The organism is Chitinolyticbacter albus (genome assembly GCF_024437655.1).
Classification (GTDB): Bacteria; Pseudomonadota; Gammaproteobacteria; order Burkholderiales; family Chitinibacteraceae; genus Chitinolyticbacter; species Chitinolyticbacter albus.
In genome coordinates, this window is sequence record NZ_JANBVF010000040.1 from 1 (window position 1) to 18,601 (window position 18,601).

Annotated in this window: 9 protein-coding genes; 1 reads left to right on the forward strand and 8 read right to left on the reverse strand. The window is 65.2% G+C overall.

Features of this window, described 5'->3' with window-relative positions:
- Positions 1-39 precede the first annotated feature (39 nt).
- Complete coding sequence (locus tag NLI84_RS16620) at positions 40-1,233, reverse strand: carbohydrate-binding protein (RefSeq protein ID WP_255991841.1); 1,194 nt, start codon at positions 1,231-1,233, stop codon at positions 40-42.
- A gap of 171 nt (positions 1,234-1,404) precedes the next feature.
- Positions 1,405-4,674 (reverse strand): putative Ig domain-containing protein, encoded by a 3,270-nt coding sequence (locus NLI84_RS16625; RefSeq protein ID WP_255991843.1) that lies wholly within the window; start codon positions 4,672-4,674, stop codon positions 1,405-1,407.
- A 774-nt stretch (positions 4,675-5,448) separates the two neighbouring features.
- On the opposite strand from NLI84_RS16625, the gene NLI84_RS16630 reads away from it, so the two are divergent.
- Positions 5,449-6,918: a hypothetical protein gene (locus NLI84_RS16630; protein ID WP_255991845.1), complete on the forward strand. Its 1,470-nt coding sequence runs from the start codon at positions 5,449-5,451 to the stop codon at positions 6,916-6,918.
- Positions 6,919-6,987: 69 nt separating this feature from the next.
- Here NLI84_RS16630 and uvrB read toward each other — a convergent pair whose 3' ends face one another.
- From uvrB to glgX, 6 genes are all read right to left on the reverse strand, one after another.
- Positions 6,988-9,006: an excinuclease ABC subunit UvrB gene (gene uvrB / locus NLI84_RS16635; RefSeq protein ID WP_255991905.1), complete on the reverse strand. Its 2,019-nt coding sequence runs from the start codon at positions 9,004-9,006 to the stop codon at positions 6,988-6,990.
- A 484-nt stretch (positions 9,007-9,490) separates the two neighbouring features.
- The gene (gene glgP, locus NLI84_RS16640) at positions 9,491-11,941 is read right to left on the reverse strand and encodes a glycogen/starch/alpha-glucan family phosphorylase (RefSeq protein ID WP_255991847.1); all 2,451 of its coding nucleotides are present in this window, start codon (positions 11,939-11,941) and stop codon (positions 9,491-9,493) included.
- A 40-nt stretch (positions 11,942-11,981) separates the two neighbouring features.
- Complete coding sequence (glgA, locus tag NLI84_RS16645) at positions 11,982-13,469, reverse strand: glycogen synthase GlgA (protein WP_255991849.1); 1,488 nt, start codon at positions 13,467-13,469, stop codon at positions 11,982-11,984.
- A gap of 62 nt (positions 13,470-13,531) precedes the next feature.
- Positions 13,532-14,806: a glucose-1-phosphate adenylyltransferase gene (gene glgC / locus NLI84_RS16650; protein WP_255991851.1), complete on the reverse strand. Its 1,275-nt coding sequence runs from the start codon at positions 14,804-14,806 to the stop codon at positions 13,532-13,534.
- A gap of 92 nt (positions 14,807-14,898) precedes the next feature.
- Positions 14,899-16,539, reverse strand: coding sequence for an alpha-D-glucose phosphate-specific phosphoglucomutase (locus tag NLI84_RS16655; RefSeq protein WP_255991853.1), 1,641 nt, complete (start codon positions 16,537-16,539; stop codon positions 14,899-14,901).
- On the reverse strand, positions 16,536-18,599 hold the full coding sequence (gene glgX / locus NLI84_RS16660) for a glycogen debranching protein GlgX (protein WP_255991855.1): 2,064 nt from the start codon (positions 18,597-18,599) through the stop codon (positions 16,536-16,538). Before glgX ends, NLI84_RS16655 begins: the two co-directional genes overlap by 4 nt.
- Positions 18,600-18,601 lie beyond the last annotated feature (2 nt).

Here is an 18,601-nt window from a genome sequence, read left to right on the forward strand (position 1 = left end):
GGCGGGCGTAGCACGCTCACGCCCATCAGGGAGCGTAGATCAGCGGGCGTAGCTATCGAGCAGGCCGGCGGCGGTGGCCGCTTGCTCATAGGCATGCTCGTGATCGAGCCCTTCCAGCACGGCATAACCGAGCGGCAGCTGCTTGGTCCCCAGCAAGGCGGCGAACGCGGCGGTGTCCTCGACATACGGGCTGCCTTCCGCGCTGCCGGTGCTGACGAACACGCGCTGCACGTTGGCAAACGCCGCTGCGGGCCTGGTCTGCGTTTCGGCGGTCAGCGCGTAGTTCTGGTACCACAGCGACGGGCTGTTGATCAGGTAACGGCCGAAGCTGTTGGTGTCGTTGACCAGCACATGCCCGGCGAACAGGGCGCTGAACGAGGTGCCGTGCAGGCCGCGTGCCGCTGGCGTGGTCAGGTAGCGCCGCTCCACGCGCGGGATGACCTCGCTCTTGAGGAAAGAGAGGAACGCCGCCGCGCTGCCGGTGATCTGCGCATCGGGCGCGCCTTGCAGCTCGAACACGTAGCGGAAGTAAGCGTCCTCGTCGGCCGAGTGGCTGGGGGTGAAGTCCCGGGCGCGGCGAACCTGGCACGCAAACGCATCCTGGCCGCAACCGACGCCGACCACGATAAACGGCTGCAGCCGGTTTGCATCGCGCAACGGCTGATATTGCGCGAGGAAAAAGTCCCGCAGGCCAGACCAGTCGAGCACGTACAGCACCGGGTAGCCCGTATCGGGCTGGAAGTCCGGCGGCAGGATCACTTCGATCGGGTAGTCGTTGCCGAGCGTGAGGTTGTCGAACTGCACCACCGGCACCTGCGGTGCGGTCAACGTGTAGGTATAGGCGGATACGTAGTTGCAACTGCCCAGATCGCGCCACACCTCGCGGCTGCCGGCTGCTTGCGGGTCGTTCCCGCGCGTCCACCAGTTGGCGAGGTAGTTGCGGCCCAGCCGGCTCACCACCGCCTTGCCGTTGTAGGCGGTCTGGCTGCGCCAGACATCGCCGCACGCCAGCGGCGGTTGGTTCGGGTCCAGCACCAGCCAGGGCTGGCCGCCACCGATAGGGCCATGGTGGGCTTGCGGATCCTGGCCTTGCGTCCACCACTGGGCGCGGTAGTCGAGGCCGGCGATGGTGACGGTCTCTCCCGCCTGGTAGATATCGCCGGCTTGCCATGCCGGTGCGGCGAAGACCGCGCTGCTGGCGAGGGTGAATGCGATTGCTGTTTTTGCTTTCATCGTGACTCCATCCTTCTGTCGCGCGTATTGCGCGCGCCCATGATGCCGAAGGCATGGATGGAACACGGAGGACGCCAGTCGGCGATGGTTGGAGGTCAACAAGGCATAGGGCCCATCATCGTTCGCAACGAAGCAATCGACGGCAGGCCCCCGGCGGAACCGGATCACGTTTCAGTGGAACAGCTCGGACGAGGCTCCACTGCCGCCGCCGCCGACGACCAGCACTTTGCCGTTGGGCAGCAGGACCGCATCGTGTTCGCTGCGCGCCCATCCCAAACTGCCGGTCAGCGCCCAGGTGCCCGTTGCCGGATCGTAGAGTTCCACCGAGTGCAAAACGCCTGCACTCTCCCGCCCACCAGTAGCGATTACCTTGCCGCTCGGCAGCAGTGTTGCCGTGTGGAAGATGCGTGTCACGCTCATATTGCCAGTCGGCGTCCAGGTGCCGGTGGCGGGATCATAGAGCTCGGCCGTGGCCAGGTAGGAGCCACCGTATCCCCCGTTGACGAGGACCTGCCCGCTGGGCAAGCGCGTCATGGTATGGAGCACGCGCATTACGCTCATGCTGCCGGTCAGCGACCAGGTTCCCGTGGCCGGATCGTACAGTTCGGCGGACGACAGCCAGTCCGCAAGTCCGGACCCTCCCGCCACCAGCACCCTGCCGTCGGCTAGCAGGGTCGCGGTGTGCTGGGTGCGCGCCTGTACCAGACTGCCAGTCGGCGTCCAGCTTCCCGTCGCCGGGTCGTACAGTTCCGCCGAAGCTTGCGGGCTGCCACTGGTGTTGAAACCGCCGACCACCAGCACCCTGCCATTGGGCAGCAGCGTCGCCGTGTGGCTGTCGCGAGGCTGGTTCATGTTGCCAATCCGCGACCAGGTTCCCGTTGCCGGGTCGTAGAGTTCGGCGGAAGTCAGTTGTGTACCACCGCCGCCTGAGACTCCCCCCGCAATGAGCACCTTGCCGTTGGGCAACAAGTTGGCGGTGTGATGGGCTCGGATCTGGTTCAGGCTGCCGGTATGCGACCAGTCTCCCGCGACGGGATCGTAAAGCTCGGCCGAAGACGAGGCTTGCGCAGGTAATCCTGCGGCGACAAGCACCCGGCCATCCGCCAGCAGCGTGGTCGTATGCCGATAGCGCCACTGATTCAAGGAGTCCGTCGGCACCCACTCCCCGATCATCGCGTGATCCACCTCAATGGTGATTTGCGCGCTCACACTGCCGACGCGGTTGGTGCCTGTGACGGTGAAGATGGTCGGTGTCAGCGCCGTGGTCGGCGTGCCGCTGATCACGCCGGTAAGCGTGTCGATGCTCAAACCGTCCGGCAATGCGGGTGTCACTGAGAAGTGCGTGATTTCACCGCCGGACGAATGAGGCTCGTTGGCCACGATCGAGCGCCCTATGATGTACACGGGAACCCGATCCGAATAGGCCAGACTCGTTGGCGGCATGAGTTGCGCCGCCACTTCGATGTTGATCTGCGCTTGGGCGGCGCCTGCCGCGTTGGTACCCGTGATGGTGTAGGTCGCCTGCGCCGTTGGGCTGCTGGGCATGCCACTGATCACGCCGCTCAACGTATCCAGGCTCAGGCCCGCAGGCAGCGCTGGCGCTACGACGTAGTGGGTAATCGCCCCGCCCGAGCTGCCGGGCGTGTTCGGTGTGATCACCTCATGGGCTGTGTAGACCACGGTGGAATGGAGGTAGTGCAGACCCGACGGCTCGACGACCGCCGCTTTGACCTCAATCACCCCACGCGCGGTTGTGCTACCAGCGGCGTTGCGCCCCGTCACCGTGTAGGTCTTGGCGTGCGTCACGGTTGTGGGGGTGCCGCTGATCACGCCAGTCAGCGTGTCCAGGCTCAGACCCGCCGGCAGCGCCGGCGTCACCGAGAACTCGGTGATCTTGCCACCGGAATACTGTGGCGCCTGACTGACGACGGTTTCACCGACGGTCAGGACGACGCTGGCGTTGGCATAGTTGAGCCCCTCGGGTGGCAGCACTTGCGCACTCACGCGGATATGCAGCAGCGCGTGCGCCGAGCCTGCGCTGTTGCTGCCGGTAACGGTGATGAGGTAGGTGGTCTGTGCTGTTGGGGCCAGCGGCGTGCCGCTGATGACACCCGTTTGCGCATCCATGGAAAGGCCCGTCGGCAAGGCCGGTGACACCGAAAAGTGCGTGATCTCGCCCCCGGAATATTGCGGGATGTTGGGTACGATCGCTTCGTTGGCCACGTAGACCACGGAGGTGTCGAGGTAATGCAGCCCGGTTGGCGGCATCACCGTATTCGTCACCTCGATCTCCAGTCGTGTCGCCGCGCTGCCCGCCGAGTTGCTGGCGGTCACGATGTAGACCGTCGGCGGCGTGAGCTGGGTCGGCGTGCCGCTCAGCACCCCTGTCTGGGCATTCAGGCTCAGGCCCGCGGGCAGCGCCGGCGACACGGCATAGCGTGCGATGAGGCCCCCCGTGCTGCTGGGCGTGTTGGGGACGATGGGTTCCTGCAGGACATAAGCGATCGACGCATCGAGGTAGTGCAGACCGACCGGTGCAACGACGACAGTGGCCACCTCGATCTGTAGTCGGGCGGTGGCGTTACCGGCGGCATTGCGGCCGCTGATGGTGTAGACGGTCAGCGGGCTTGCCGTCGCGGGCGTGCCGCTGATCACGCCGGTTCTTGTGTCAAGGCTCAGACCAGCGGGAAGCGTGGGCGAGATCGAGAACGCGGTGATCTGCCCGCCCGCGTAGTGCGGTGCATTGACCACGATAGGCTGACCGGCGGCGTAGGTGACGGCCGGCGTCGCGTAGACGAGGCCGGCGGGGGGAACCGCCTGCGCGCTGATCTCGATCTCCAGCCGCGCCGAGGTGCTGCCTGCCGCGTTGCTGCCGGTCACGGTGTATACCTTGTGCGGCATCACTGCCCCGGGCGTGCCGCTGATCACGCCGGTGCGCGCATCGAGCGCCAGACCGGCCGGCAAGTCCGGTGACACGCGATAGAGCCTGATCTCGCCGCCGCTGCTGCTCGGGGTGTTGGGCACGATCGCCTCTTGGGCCACGTAGATCACGGAGCCATCGAGATAATGCAGGCCTGCCGGCGCTACTGCCACGGCGCTCACTTCGATCTCCAGTCGTGCCGTGGCACTGCCTGCCATATTGCGCGCCGTCACGCTATAGATCGCCGCGGCCGACACCGCCGCGGGTGTGCCACTGATGACGCCGGTCCTCGCATTGAGCAGCAGGCCAGCCGGCAGGGCGGGCGACACGCTGTAATCGGTGGCGGTGCCCCCGCTGCCGGTCGGCGTGTTGGGTTCGATCGGCTCACCGACCACGTAGACGATGGAGCCGTTGCGATAATGCAGGCCGGCTGGTGGCTCGCTGGTTACTTCGTCATTGCCGCCACATCCGCCGATGAAGGCAAACAGAATCAGCAAAAGGGCTATGAGAGAACGCCTCATGTGCATGATCCAGCCTCCGGTACCCCACATTGCTGATGCGAACGGACTGCCCCATGTTGCGCCTGTCAGGCGCGCCCGCGCAACGGAGTGAATCGTGTGGATTGATGCACATGATCCAGGCGTACATCGGTCAGTCGCGTTGCTTGAAAAGCGGTGCGGTGCAAGTTTGATTTTAGCTTGCACTGACCTACCTACATGGCGCGAGTTGGTCTTTCGGTGTACGCATGGCGGTGCCGCGAATCCGAACGCAGATTCGGGCGGGGGACGCAAAAAGAGGTACGCAAGCCCGCTGCAGTTGCGACCGGGAGGACGTTCGCCATACGGGTGATAGGCACCGGCACGGGGGGCCGACGACCATGGATTCCGGTCGTGATGGTGCTGCGGGATTACTGGATGCCACAGGCGCGGAGCCTGAGCAGAGCCGGCCAGATCGCGCTGGCCGCATGGCCTTCCTGGCCCTGTGCCGAGCAGTACATTGCCTCCCGAACCGATGAAGTTTCCTGCTTAGGGCACCACGACGCCCATTCGTCTGCTGTCTTCACTGTGGTATGTCATTGACATTGAATGTTGCTCTGAAATCGCTTTCAATTTTGTTCTGGAGCTGCCAACAAGCCCTTCTGCCGTCGCTCACTTGTAGCACGCCTTGTAATGTCTGCGACCGAAGGCCGTCCGATTTATCGCTTTTCAGGACGTTCCGCGCATCAGCCAGAACCGCTGCACTGGGTTTTGTTAGCCGCATGGTGAGTAGCACTTAAAGCGAGAGGAGATTTCAGCATGGAGCGATGGAGAGCGGGGGGCTTGGTTGCCATGGTGGCAGCAACGCTGGCGGCCTGTGGCGGAGGAGACGACGCCGAAACAGCGGTGCCGAGTGGCAGTCCTAGCCTGGCGGTGCAGGCTGCGGCAGTGGCATGCCAGCCGGCGTGGAGCGGCGCTAGCGTGTACTGGGGTGGATCGGTGGCGAGCTATGCCGGGCGTAATTACACGGCGGCTTATTGGACACAGGGGCAAAACCCGGCCAGCAATAGCGGTGGCGCGGGCAGCGGTCAGCCGTGGATTCCCGGCGATGCCTGTGGTTCTGGCACGCCCACACCGACGCCGGGACCCACCCCGCAACCGACGCCCAACCCCGGCAGCGGTGGCCGCGCGGCGGCACTGCCGATTGGCATCGAGAATGTGAACGACTCGCCGCTGAAGGCGGCCAATTACCGCACGTTGCTGCGCTTCGTGCCGGTGAGCACCATCACCATCGACCGCTTCTACTTCGGCTTCAAGCTGCGTGGCGCGAACTGTGACCAACCCAGTGTCGCGGGATACGGCAAGGGCGATGGCGGCCTGCTGCGGGCCAATCTGGTGCAAATCAATGCCGCCACTGGCCTGCCGGGCACCGTGATCGCCACCGAGACCATCAACGCCTGCACCCGGCACAACGAAGCCAAGGTGGAGCTCAATGGCTCCACGCCGGTGCTGGCCTGGGTGAACACGCCGGCCACGCTGCAGGCCGGCACGATGTATGGCCTCGTCATCAGCAACGCGCACGCCAACCCGACGGCCAATTTCTTCTCGTTCAACATGCCGCTGGCCGATACGGCGCTGGCCGGGCCGCACGCGCGCAACGAGCTCAATGCCAACGCATCGGGCGCGCTGATATCACTCGACCCGCGCGAGCATGTGGCGTGGTCCAGTGACAACGGCAGCAGCTGGAAATATGGCTCGGAGAACGGCCAGTACCGTTCCTACATGAACGATCACGACCTCGCGCACCCTGCCACCCGTTTGCCGCAATATGGTTTTCGCTTGATCAACGGCACGCGCCTCGGTGGCCAGCCGTACTACGCCTACAGCGCCGATTGCGTGGGTTGCACCGTCACCTATGCCAATACCCGCTATGCCCGCACCTTCACCGAAGTCGGCGGCTTCACCGCCTCGGGCAGCAATGTGGGGGTGCTGACGCTGCGCAATACCAGCACCGGCGCACAATCGAGCTGCACGCCGAGCCAGGGCTATGGTTTGCGTAAATGCACGCTGGCGACGCCGGTCAGCGTGGCGGCCGGGCAGAGCTACACCGTGCAATCGAGTGGCAGTGTCGAGCTGATGAAGCTCGATTACTCGCAGCAGCTGTTGTTCCCGAACGTGGGCACGGCGGGTGGTGAGTTCCGCATGTATCAGGCCAGCCCGGCGCCGGGGACCAAGGCCAAGGATGTGCCCAATTTGTGGGCGGGGCCGCTCTCGGCGTACTACAACTGACGTCGCCGCGAGGGCAGGGCGGCCATGTGGCCGCCCTGTTTCACCAGCGTCGCATGCTGCGGTTGGGGCCTATTGCGCGCCGAACACGCGCTCGCGCAACTGCTTGAGTTCGTCGCGCAACTTGGCGGCCTTTTCGAACTCCAGGTTCCTGGCCGCTTCCAGCATGTCCTTTTCGATGCGCTTCAGTTCCTTGGCGAGCTGCTTCTCGTCCAATTCGTCGACGAGGCGCAGGCGTTTGGCTTCCAGCCGGGCCGCTGCGGCGTCTTCCTCGTTGTAGACGCCGTCGATGATGTCCTTGATGCGCTTGGTGACGCTCTTGGGCGAAATGCCGTGCTCGATATTGAACGCCATCTGCTTGGCGCGCCGGCGCTCGGTCTCGCCGATGGCGCGCTTCATCGAGTCGGTGATGCGATCGGCGTAGAGAATGGCGGTGCCGTTCAGGTTACGCGCCGCGCGGCCTATGGTCTGAATCAGGCTGCGGGTACTGCGCAGGAAGCCTTCCTTGTCGGCATCCAGAATGGCCACCAGCGAGACCTCGGGGATATCGAGGCCCTCGCGCAAGAGGTTGATGCCGACCAGCACGTCGAACACCCCCAGGCGCAGATCGCGGATGATTTCGACGCGTTCCACCGTCTCGATGTCCGAGTGCAGATAGCGCACCTTCACGCCGTGCTCGGCGAGGTATTCGGTCAATTGTTCGGACATGCGCTTGGTGAGCGTGGTGATCAGCACGCGCTCGCCCACAGCGACCCGCTTGTTGATCTCCGAGAGCACGTCGTCGACCTGCGTTCCCACCGGGCGCACTTCGACCACCGGATCGATCAGGCCGGTGGGGCGCACCACCTGCTCGACTACCTGGCCCTGGTGTTTTTCCTCGTAATCGGCCGGCGTGGCCGAGACGAACACCGTCTGCGGCATCATGTGTTCGAACTCTTCGAAGCGCAGCGGACGGTTGTCGAGCGCCGAGGGCAGGCGGAAACCGTAGTCGACCAGGTTCTCCTTGCGCGAGCGGTCGCCTTTGTACATGGCGCCGATCTGGCCGATCATCACATGGCTCTCGTCGAGGAACATCAGGCTGCCGGCTGGCAGGTAGTCGATCAGCGTCGGCGGCGCCTCACCAGCCGCTTTGCCGGAGAAGTGGCGCGAGTAGTTCTCGATGCCCTTGCAAAAGCCCATCTCGTTGAGCATTTCCAGATCGAACCGGGTGCGCTGTTCCAGCCGCTGCGCCTCGACCAGTTTCTGTTCCTTGTGGAAGAACTCGAGCCGGGTGCGCAGCTCGTCCTTGATCGTTTCCACCGCGCGCAGCACGGTATCGCGCGGCGTCACGTAATGGCTGGACGGGAACACCGTGTAGCGGCCGACGCGGTTCTTCACGTGGCCGGTGAGTGGGTCGAACAGGCTGAGCTTTTCCACCTCGTCGTCGAATAGATCGATGCGCAGCGCGAGCTCGGCGTTTTCCGCCGGGAACACATCGATCACGTCGCCGCGAACGCGGAAGGTGCCGCGGCCGAAATCCATCTCGTTGCGGTCGTACTGCATCGCCGACAGCCGCTTGATGATGTCGCGCTGCGGATGTTTCTCGCCTTCCTTCAGATGCAGGATCATCTGGTGGTAGTCGGACGGATCGCCGATACCGTAGATCGCGCTCACCGTGGCGACGATGATGCAGTCCGGCCGCTCCAGCATGGCCTTGGTGGCGGAGAGCCGCATCTGCTCGATGTGCTCGTTGATCGACGAATCCTTTTCGATGAACAGGTCGCGACTGGGCACGTAGGCTTCAGGCTGGTAGTAGTCGTAGTAGCTGACGAAATACTCGACCGAGTTCTCGGGGAAGAACTCGCGGAACTCGGCATAGAGCTGCGCGGCCAGCGTCTTGTTCGGCGCCATCACGATGGCGGGGCGCCCGGTGCGGGCGATCACATTGGCCATGGTGTAGGTCTTGCCCGAGCCCGTTACACCGAGCAGCGTCTGGTATTTCAGCCCGTCCGTTATGCCCTCGATCAGCTGCGCGATCGCGGTCGGTTGGTCGCCGGCGGGCGGGAAGGGCTGGAACAGCTTGTAGGGCGATCCGGGAAATTCGACGTACATGGTGCCTCTTATTCGTCGTGAGCGCTCTGGCCGGGCAGGCTGGCCAAGCGGTGTGTGGGCGTCCGGTTCGCCGAGCCAGGGTGCCAGCTGTTCGTCCAGCAGCGCCAGTGTGGCATCCAGCATGGCCAGTTCCGCTTCGGGCATGTTGCACAGCGTCTGCTGCAGCAAGCCCCGTGCCGGAGCACGGTTTTGGGCCGGCTTCGTCTGCCCCGCCTCGGTGAGCTGCAAGCGGGAGATGCGGCGATCGCCCTGGCGCCCGACCTGCTGCAGCACCGCGAGCGCGCTGTCGTGAGCGGCCGGGTGGCGGTCATGGGGTCAGTCTGGGAGCAAGCATCGATTGTAGGGCCAGTCGCAGTTAAAGACGAGCTCCGCTCCCGATCCGGCCCTATCACGCAGGCCAGGAAAACCGCGACCACGGTCGCGCCACGGCGCTTGCGGTCCGCCTGCGCCCGCGGTCGGAACCGGGGCGCGAGCGGGATGCGTGCTACAGCTTGATCGGCGCCACCTGCCAGATCTCGTCGGCGTATTCGCGGATGGTGCGGTCGGCCGAGAACTTGCCCATGCCGGCGATATTGAGGATGGCGCGGTGGGCCCATTCCTCCTTGTGCCGGTAGAGCTCGTCCACCCGGTCCTGGGTATCGACGTAGCTGCGGTAGTCGGCGAGCAGCTGGTAGTGATCACCCCAGTTCACCAGCACGTCGAAGATCAGGCGATAGCGTTCCGGATCGCCGGGGCTGAAGTAGCCGGAAGCCAGCATGTTCAGGACCTCGTGCAGCTCCTCGTCTTCCTCGTAGTACTTGCGCGGGTTGTAGCCGTCGCGGCGCAGCGCCTCCACCTGGTCGGTGGTGTTGCCGAAGATGAAGATGTTGTCCTCGCCGACCTGTTCGCGGATCTCGACATTGGCGCCGTCGAGCGTGCCTATGGTGAGCGCGCCGTTGAGCGCGAACTTCATGTTGCCGGTGCCTGACGCCTCGGTGCCGGCGGTGGAGATCTGCTCGGAAAGATCGGCAGCCGGGATGATGACCTCAGCCAGGCTCACGCCGTAGTTGGGAATGAACACCACCTTGAGCTTGTCGCCGATGCGCGCATCGTTGTTGATCTTCACGCCCACGTCGTTGATCAGCTTGATCACCAGCTTGGCCATGCGATAGGCCGAGGCGGCCTTGCCGGCGAAGACCACCACGCGTGGCACCCAGTCGCGATCCGGATGCTTGAGGATGCGGTTGTAGCGGGTGATCACGTGCAGCACGTTCAGCAGCTGGCGCTTGTATTCGTGGATGCGCTTCACCTGCACGTCGAAGAGCGCGTGCGGATCGATCACGCCGCCGAGCTTGCGCGCCACCAGCTGTGCCAGACGTTGCTTGTTGGCGAACTTGGCTTCCATCACCGCCTTGACGAAGGCGGGGTAGTCGAGGTGCTGCTTGAGTTCGGCGAGCTCGTCGAGGTTGCCGCGCCAGGTCTTGCCGATGTAGTGGTCGATCACGCTCGAGAGCGCCGGGTTGGCCTGGGCCAGCCAGCGCCGCGGCGTGATGCCATTGGTCTTGTTGCAGAAGCGCTCGGGATAGAGCTTGGCGAAATCGGCGAAGATCGATTGCACCATCAGGTCCGAGTGCAGCGCGGAGACGCCATTCACCTTGTGGCTGGCGACCACCGCGAGGTAGGCCATGCGCACGCGCCGCTCGCCGTGCTCGTCGATCAAGGAGACGCGGCGGATCAGCTCGGCGTCGCCACCCAGTGTGTCGCGTACCTCGTCGAGGAAGTTGTCGTTGATGTCGAAGATCAGCTGCAGGTGGCGCGGCAGCACGCGGCCCAGCAGGTCGACCGGCCAGGTTTCCAGTGCCTCGCTCATCAGCGTGTGATTGGTGTAGCTGAACACCTGGGTGGCGATCTTCCACGCCGCTTCGAACGTCATGTGGTGATCGTCGATCAGCACGCGCAAGAGCTCGGGGATGGCCAGCACCGGATGGGTGTCGTTCAGGTGGATGGCCACCTTGTCGGCCAGGTTGTCGACGGTGTTGTAGGCGCGCACATGGCGGCGCACGATGTCCTGCAGGCTCGCCGAGACGAAGAAGTATTCCTGGCGCAGTCGCAACTCCTTGCCGGAGTAGGTCGAATCGTCCGGGTAGAGTACGCGCGACACGTTCTCGGACAGGTTCTTTTCCTCAACCGCCGCAAAATAGTCGCCCTGGTTGAACTTGGTCAGGTTGATCTCGTTGGACGAGCGCGCCGACCATAGCCGCAGCGTGTTGGTCGCCAGCGTGTCGTAGCCCGGGATGATGTGATCGTGCGCCTCGGCGAACACGTCCTGGGTCTCGACCCAGCGCATCTTCTTGTGGCCTTCCTCCTGCACCCGGCCGCCGAAGCGCACCAGGAATTGCACCTCGGGGCGCACGAACTCCCAGGGATAGCCATTGGCCAGCCAGTAATCCGGCGTCTCGACCTGGTTGCCCTCGATGATGCGCTGCTTGAACATGCCGTAGTCGTAGCGGATGCCGTAGCCGTAGCCGGGCAGGCCCAGCGTGGCCATCGCGTCGAGGAAGCACGCCGCCAGGCGGCCCAAGCCGCCGTTGCCGAGCGCCGCGTCGGGTTCGATCTCGTCGATCTCGTCGTAGTTGACGCCAAGGTCGTCGAGCGCGCGACGCACGTCCTCGTACAGCCCCATCGCCAACAGCGCGTTGGTCAGCGCGCGACCCATGAGGAATTCCATCGACAGGTAATAGACGCGCTTCACATCCTGCGAGTACTGGGCGCGCGTGGTGCGCATCCAGCGCTCGACCAGTCGGTCGCGCGCGGCCAGCATGGTGGCGAACAGCCAGTCGCGCGGCTGCGCGGTGATCGGATCCTTGCCGATGGCGAACACCAGCTTGTTGGCGATCGAACGGCGTAGCGAAACCGCATCGTTGCCGGGGGAGTCGTGCACGAAATCGATGGTCATGGAGGTCTCCGCGTGAATGCTTGTGATGCGCGCCGTGGGCCTAGCGCCCGAGCAACACGCGATACAGGTTGATATAGGCGGCGGCCGAGGCCTGCCAGCCGAAGTCGCGGCGCATGGCCTGGCGGCGCACCGCCTTCCATTCCTTGGCCCGCGCCCACAGCGCAAAGGCGCGGCGCGTGGCGGCGGCGATGCCGGCCACGCTGAAGTCCTGAAATACGAAGCCGGTGGCGCTCTCGTCGACGAGGTTCTCCAGCGCGCAATCGACGACAGTGTCGGCCAGGCCACCGACGCGCCGTACCAGCGGCAGCGCGCCGTATTTCAGGCCGTAGAGCTGGGTAAGGCCGCAGGGCTCAAAGCGGCTGGGCACCAGCACCACGTCGGCGCCGGCCATCACCCGGTGCGAATGTTCCTCGTCGTAGCCGATATGGATGGCTACCTGGCCCGGATGCAGCTCGGCTGCGACGCGGAACGCCGCTTCCAGCCCCGGATCGCCGCTGCCCAGCAGCACGAACTGGCCACCGGCGGCCGCGATCTGCGGCAGCACCTGCAGCGCCAGGTGCAGGCCCTTCTGTTCGGTGAGCCGGCTGACCACGGCGAACAGCGGTACCTCGTCGGTGACGGTGAGGCCCATGTCGCTTTGCAGCGCGGCCTTGCACTTGGCCTTGCCAGCGGGCTTGTCGGCCGTGTAGCTGGCAGCGATCAGCGGATCGCTGGCGGGGTTCCACACCGCGTCGTCCACGCCATTGAGGATGCCGGTCAGCGTGGCGCCACGGCTTTGCAGCAGCCCGTCAAGGCCGCAGCCCTGCTCGGGCGTGGTGATCTCGTGCGCGTAGGTCGGCGACACGGTGGTCACATGGTCGGCGTAAAAGAGGCCTGCCTTCATGAACGACACATCGCCGTTGAACTCGACGCCGTTCACGTCGAAGAAATGCGCGGGCAGGGCGAGCTCGGCGAACTCGCGCGGCCCGAAGATGCCCTGGTAGGCGAGGTTGTGCACGGTGAACACGGTCCTGGCCGGCCGGCCGCGCGCGGCGATATAGGCCGGGGTCAGCCCGGCGTGCCAGTCGTGGCCGTGTACCACCTCGGGTTGCCAGAATTTATCAAGCCCGCTGGCGAGCTCGGCCGCGACCCACGCCAGCAGCGCGAAGCGGCGGTGGTTGTCGCTATAAGGCCGCTTGCCCGCGTCCTCATACGGATTGCCGGGCCGCTCGTACAGCTCGGGCGCATCGATCACGTAGATGCCGACCTGGTCCAGCCGGCCGAACCAAAGCCGCACCGCGCCGAACGGCGTGTCGAGCCGGGTCACGTCGCCTTCCTCGACAAGGCCGGCCTTGATCGCCGGGAAGCCCGGCACCAGCACGCGCACGTCGATGCCCTGCTCGATCAGCTTGGGTGGCAGCGCCCCGGTGACGTCGGCGAGGCCGCCGGTCTTCAAGAGCGGAAACAGTTCGGAGCAGACGTGCAGCACGCGCATGGCCGGGGCCTCGCTGGGTGTGGAGGTGTCTATCTTGGCTGGCTTTCGCGACATCCGTATTTATCCTCGTCGTAGCGTGCGGGCCGCCGGAGCAGGGGCGGCGGCCCACCCCCCGATTACAGCTTGGCCAGCATGTCCTTGGTGACCAGTACCACGCCGTTGTCGGTGCGGTAGAAGCGGCGCTTGTCTTCCTCAGCGTTCTCACCGATCACCGTGCCTTCGGGCAACTGGCAGCCGCGATCGATCACGCAGCGGCGCAGCCGGCAGTTCCGCCCCACCACCACCTCAGGCAGGATCACCGAGGAATCGATGGTGCAGAACGAATGCACGCGCACCCGCGAGAACAGCACCGAATTGATGACGAGCGAGCCCGAGACGATGCTGCCACCGGCTACCAGCGAGTTCAGCGTCATGCCGTGACTGCCGTTGTGGTCCTGCACGAACTTGGCGGGCGGCAGTTGCTCCTGGTAGGTGCGGATCGGCCAGTTCTCGTCGTAGACGTCGAGTTCCGGCATCACGGAGGCCAGATCGAGGTTGGCCGCCCAATACGCATCGACCGTGCCGACATCGCGCCAGTATTCCTTGCCGTCCACGTCGCTCTTCACGCACGACAGCGAGAACGGGTGCGCCAGCGCGCTGCCTTCGGTGACGGCCTTGGGGATGATGTTCTTGCCGAAGTCGTGCTCGGATTCCGGGTCGGCCAGGTCTTCGTCGAGCAGCCGGTACAGGTAGTCGGCGTTGAACACGTAGACGCCCATCGACGCGAGGGCCGTATCGGGCTTGCCCGGCATGGCCGGCGGGTTGGCGGGCTTCTCGACGAAGGCGGTGATCTTGCGTGTTTCGTCCACCGCCATCACGCCGAAGGCGGTGGCTTCCTCGACCGGCACTTCGATGCAGGCCACGGTGCAGTTGGCCTGCTGCAGCACGTGATCGACCAGCATGCGCGCGTAATCCATCTTGTAGATGTGGTCCCCGGCGAGGATCACCACGTATTCCGGGCGGTAGCTGCGGACGATGTCCATGTTCTGGTACACGGCGTCGGCCGTGCCGCGATACCAGTGTTCCTCGTCGATCCGTTGCTGCGCAGGCAGCAGGTCGACGAATTCGTTCATCTCGTTGCGCAGGAACGACCAACCCTTTTGCAGGTGGCGCAACAGCGAGTGCGACTTGTACTGCGTGACCACGCCGATGCGGCGGATGCCCGAATTCAGGCAGTTCGACAGCGCGAAATCGATGATGCGGAACTTGCCACCGAAGTACACGGCTGGCTTGGCACGGTGATCGGTCAGCGCCTTCAGTCGCGAGCCGCGCCCGCCTGCCAGAACCAGGGCCACGGCCTTGTTGGGCAATTGCCGGGCCAGCGTGGCCTTATCGATCAATTGGGTTTCCATATGCCTCTCCTAACTCCCTCGTCGTAGCGGCCGGCGGTTACTGTCGCCGCCGTGCCGGAATCGGGCCTGCCCCCCGGGCAGGAGCCCCAGGTTCAGGTCACGACCGTTGGCTCGGTGAGCCCGGTGTGCGCGGTAATCTGCGCAATCTCGTGCGCGCTGGCGATCAGCGGCGCAAGCGCCGCCTGCGTCGGCTGGCCGTGCCCGGTCGGGTCGGACACGAAGCGTTCCAGGTAGACCCGCAGCGTCGCGCCCTCGGTGCCGGTGCCCGACAGGCGGAACACGATGCGCGAGCCGCCGGCGAACACGATGCGCACGCCCTGCTGGCGTGACACCGAACCATCGACCGGATCGGTGTAGGCGAAATCGTCTGCCTCGGCCACCGTCAGGCCGTTGAGCGCCAGGCCCGGCAGGCCGGCGAGCTTGCCGCGCAGCGCCGCCATCAGCGTGTCGGCCTGCTCGGTGGCGATGCCCTCGAAATCGTGGCGGCTGTAGTAATGGCGACCGAAGCGGCCCCAGTGCTCCTGCACGATCTGTGCCACGCTCTTGCCGGTCGTGGCCAAGAGGTTGAGCCAGAACAGCACCGCCCACAGGCCGTCCTTCTCACGCACGTGATCGGAGCCCGTGCCATAGCTTTCCTCGCCGCACAGCGTGGCCATGCCGGCGTCCAGCAAGTTGCCAAAGAATTTCCAGCCGGTGGGGGTCTCGTATGCCGGAATGCCCAGTGCGCGCGCCACGGCGTCGACTGCGGTCGAGGTCGGCATCGAGCGCGCCACGCCCTTGAGGCCTGCTTGGTACGCCGGAACCAGCGTGGCATTGGCGGCGAGGATGGCCAGGCTGTCGGACGGCGAGATCAACAGCGGCTCGCTGCCGGTGCCGCGGCCGACCACCATGTTGCGATCGGCATCGCCGTCGCTGGCTGCACCGAAATCGGGCGCGTCCGGTCCGCTCATGCGCGCGATCAGTTCAGTCGCGTACGCGGGGTTCGGGTCCGGGTGGCCCTGGCCGAAGTCCGGCAGCGGCGTGCCGTTGATTACGGTGCCGCGAGGCGCGCCGAGCAGGTCTTCCAGGATGCGGTGCGCGTAGGGGCCGGAAACGGCGTGCATGCCGTCAAAGCATAGCGTGTGGCCGGCGGCGAACCAGGCGCGGATGGCCGGAAAATCGAACAGTTGCTGCTGCAGTTCGGCGTAGTCGGCGACCGGGTCGATCACCGTTATGGTTGTCTCGAGCAATTGCCGGCTGCCGACGGTATCGATGTCGACATCGCCGGCATCGGCGATACGGTACTCGGCGAGCGTTTGCGTTCGGGCGTAGATGGCCTCGGTGATTTTCTCCGGCGCCGGGCCACCGTTGGCGATGTTGTACTTGATGCCGAAGTCGCCATCCGGCCCGCCCGGATTGTGGCTGGCCGAGAGCACGATGCCACCCAGCGTGCGGTACTTGCGGATCACGCAACTGGCGGCCGGGGTAGACAGGATGCCGCCGGCACCGACCAGCACGCGGGCCACGCCGTTGGCGGCGGCCATCTTGAGGATGGTCTGCACCGCCTCGCGGTTGTGATAGCGGCCGTCGCCCCCGACCACCAATGTCTGGCCGGCCACGCCGCCCAGCGCATCGAAGATGCTCTGCACGAAGTTTTCCAGATAGTGCGGCTGCTGAAACACCGTCACCTTCTTGCGCAGGCCCGAGGTGCCGGGTTTTTGCCCGCTAAAGGGCTGCGTCGCTACCGTGGTCATGAGGTTTCCTCTTTCAAGAACGGATTGGCGAAGAGGCCTGGTTCGCAGACGTCTTCGGTCAGGATGGTGATGCTGCGCGCGGCCACCCGGCATTCGTCCTGGTAGAGCGCGCTGTCGCGGTCTTCGGTGCTGGCCAGTTTCACGCGCCAGCAGCCTGGCGGCAGGCGGAAGGGCACCTGATTGGCCGAGGCATTGATCAGGATGAGGAAGAAGGCCGAGAGCTGGATCATCAGTGCGCGACCGGCGCTATCTTCCCAATCGTGGGGCTTCAAGGGCTCGCCCGACGGATTGCGCCATTCCACGGTGTCGTGATCGCCGGTGGTATCGGCCGGCCACCATTGGCTGGCAACCAGTGCCGGGCAGGACTGGCGCAGCGCGATCAGCGCGCCGATGTAGTCCGCCAGCGGCGCGCGGCCCGAATCCCAGTCCAGCCAGCTCACGTCGTTGTCCTGGCAATAGGCGTTGTTGTTGCCGCCCTGGCTGTGGCCCAGCTCGTCGCCAGCCAGCAGCATCGGCGTGCCCTGCGACAACAGCAGCGTGGCGAGCAACGCTTTCTTCGCACGTAGGCGCACCAGCTGGATGTCGGCATCGTCGGTGGCGCCTTCGACGCCGCAGTTCCAGCTGTTGTTGTGGTTGTGGCCGTCGCGGTTGTGTTCGCCGTTGGCGAGATTGTGCTTGCGGTTGTAGCTGACGAGATCGGCGAGGGTGAAGCCGTCGTGTGCGGTGATGAAATTGACGCTGGCCCAGGGCTGGCGATCGCGCTGGTGAAAGAGCTCGCTCGACGCGGCAAAGCGCTGCGCGAACTGGCCGCGGCTCACGCCGTCGTGTAGCCAGAAGCGACGCATGATGTCGCGATACTGGTCGTTCCATTCGGCCCAGCCAGCCGGGAACTGGCCGATCTGGTAGCCGCCTGGGCCGATGTCCCACGGTTCGGCGATCAGCTTGACGCAGGCCAGCAGCGGATCCTGCGCGATGGCGGTCAGCAAGGGAGCGATGGCCGAGTAGCGCGGCGTGCGCCCCAGTACCGGCGCCAAGTCGAAGCGAAAACCGTCGACACGGCATTCGCTCACCCAGTAGCGCAGGCTGTCCATTACCAGCTGGATCACGCGTGGCTGAGTGAGGTTGAGCGTATTGCCGCAGCCGGTCCAGTTCTCGTAGCCGCCGTCATGGCCCAGCCAGTAATAGCTGGCGTTGTCGAGCCCGCGCAGTGATAGCGTGGGCCCTTCGGCATCGAGTTCGGCGTTGTGGTTGAACACCACGTCAAGGATCACCTCGATGCCGGCCGCGTGCAGCGCCTTCACCGCGTCGCGGAACTCCGACAGCGGCGTGCTGCCTTCCTGCCCGGACCAGTAACGCGGTTCCGGCGCGAAGAACGACAGCGTGTTGTAGCCCCAGTAATTGGAGAGATTCATCTGCTGCAGGCGCGGCTCGTCGGCGTGCGCATGCACCGGCAACAGTTCGATCGCGGTGATGCCCAGGCGCTTGAGGTGGCCGATCATCACCGGGTGCGCCAGCGCGGCATAACTGCCGCGCAGCTCGGGCGGAATGGTGGGATGGCGGCGGGTCAGCCCGCGCACATGCGCTTCGTAGATCACGGTCTCGGCCCAGGGCGTGGCCGGAGGCCGGTCGGTGCCCCAGTCGTAATCCTCGTCGATCACCTGCGCCTTGACCGCGAGCGAGCCGTTGTCGATCGGGTCCGGTTGCCCCGGGTTGCCGATGTCCATGCCCTCGAAATCCGGGTGGTCGCGGTATTGCCCGACCAGCGCCCGCGCGTAGGGATCGAGCAGCAGTTTCTTCGGGTTGTGGCGGTGGCCATCGCGCGGCGCCCAGGGGCCATGCACGCGATAGCCATAGACGAGGCCGGCGGTGGCGTGCGGCAACAATCCGTGCCAGACGCCATGTGTGCTGGCGGGCAGATCGTAGCGGCCGATTTCCTCGTAGCCGTGCGCGTCGTAAAGGCACAGCTCCACCCGCGTCGCATAGCCTGCATGAACGGCGAAATTGACTCCGTTGTCACGGACGATGGCGCCGAGCGGGTAGGGGAAACCAGCCTGCAGCATGC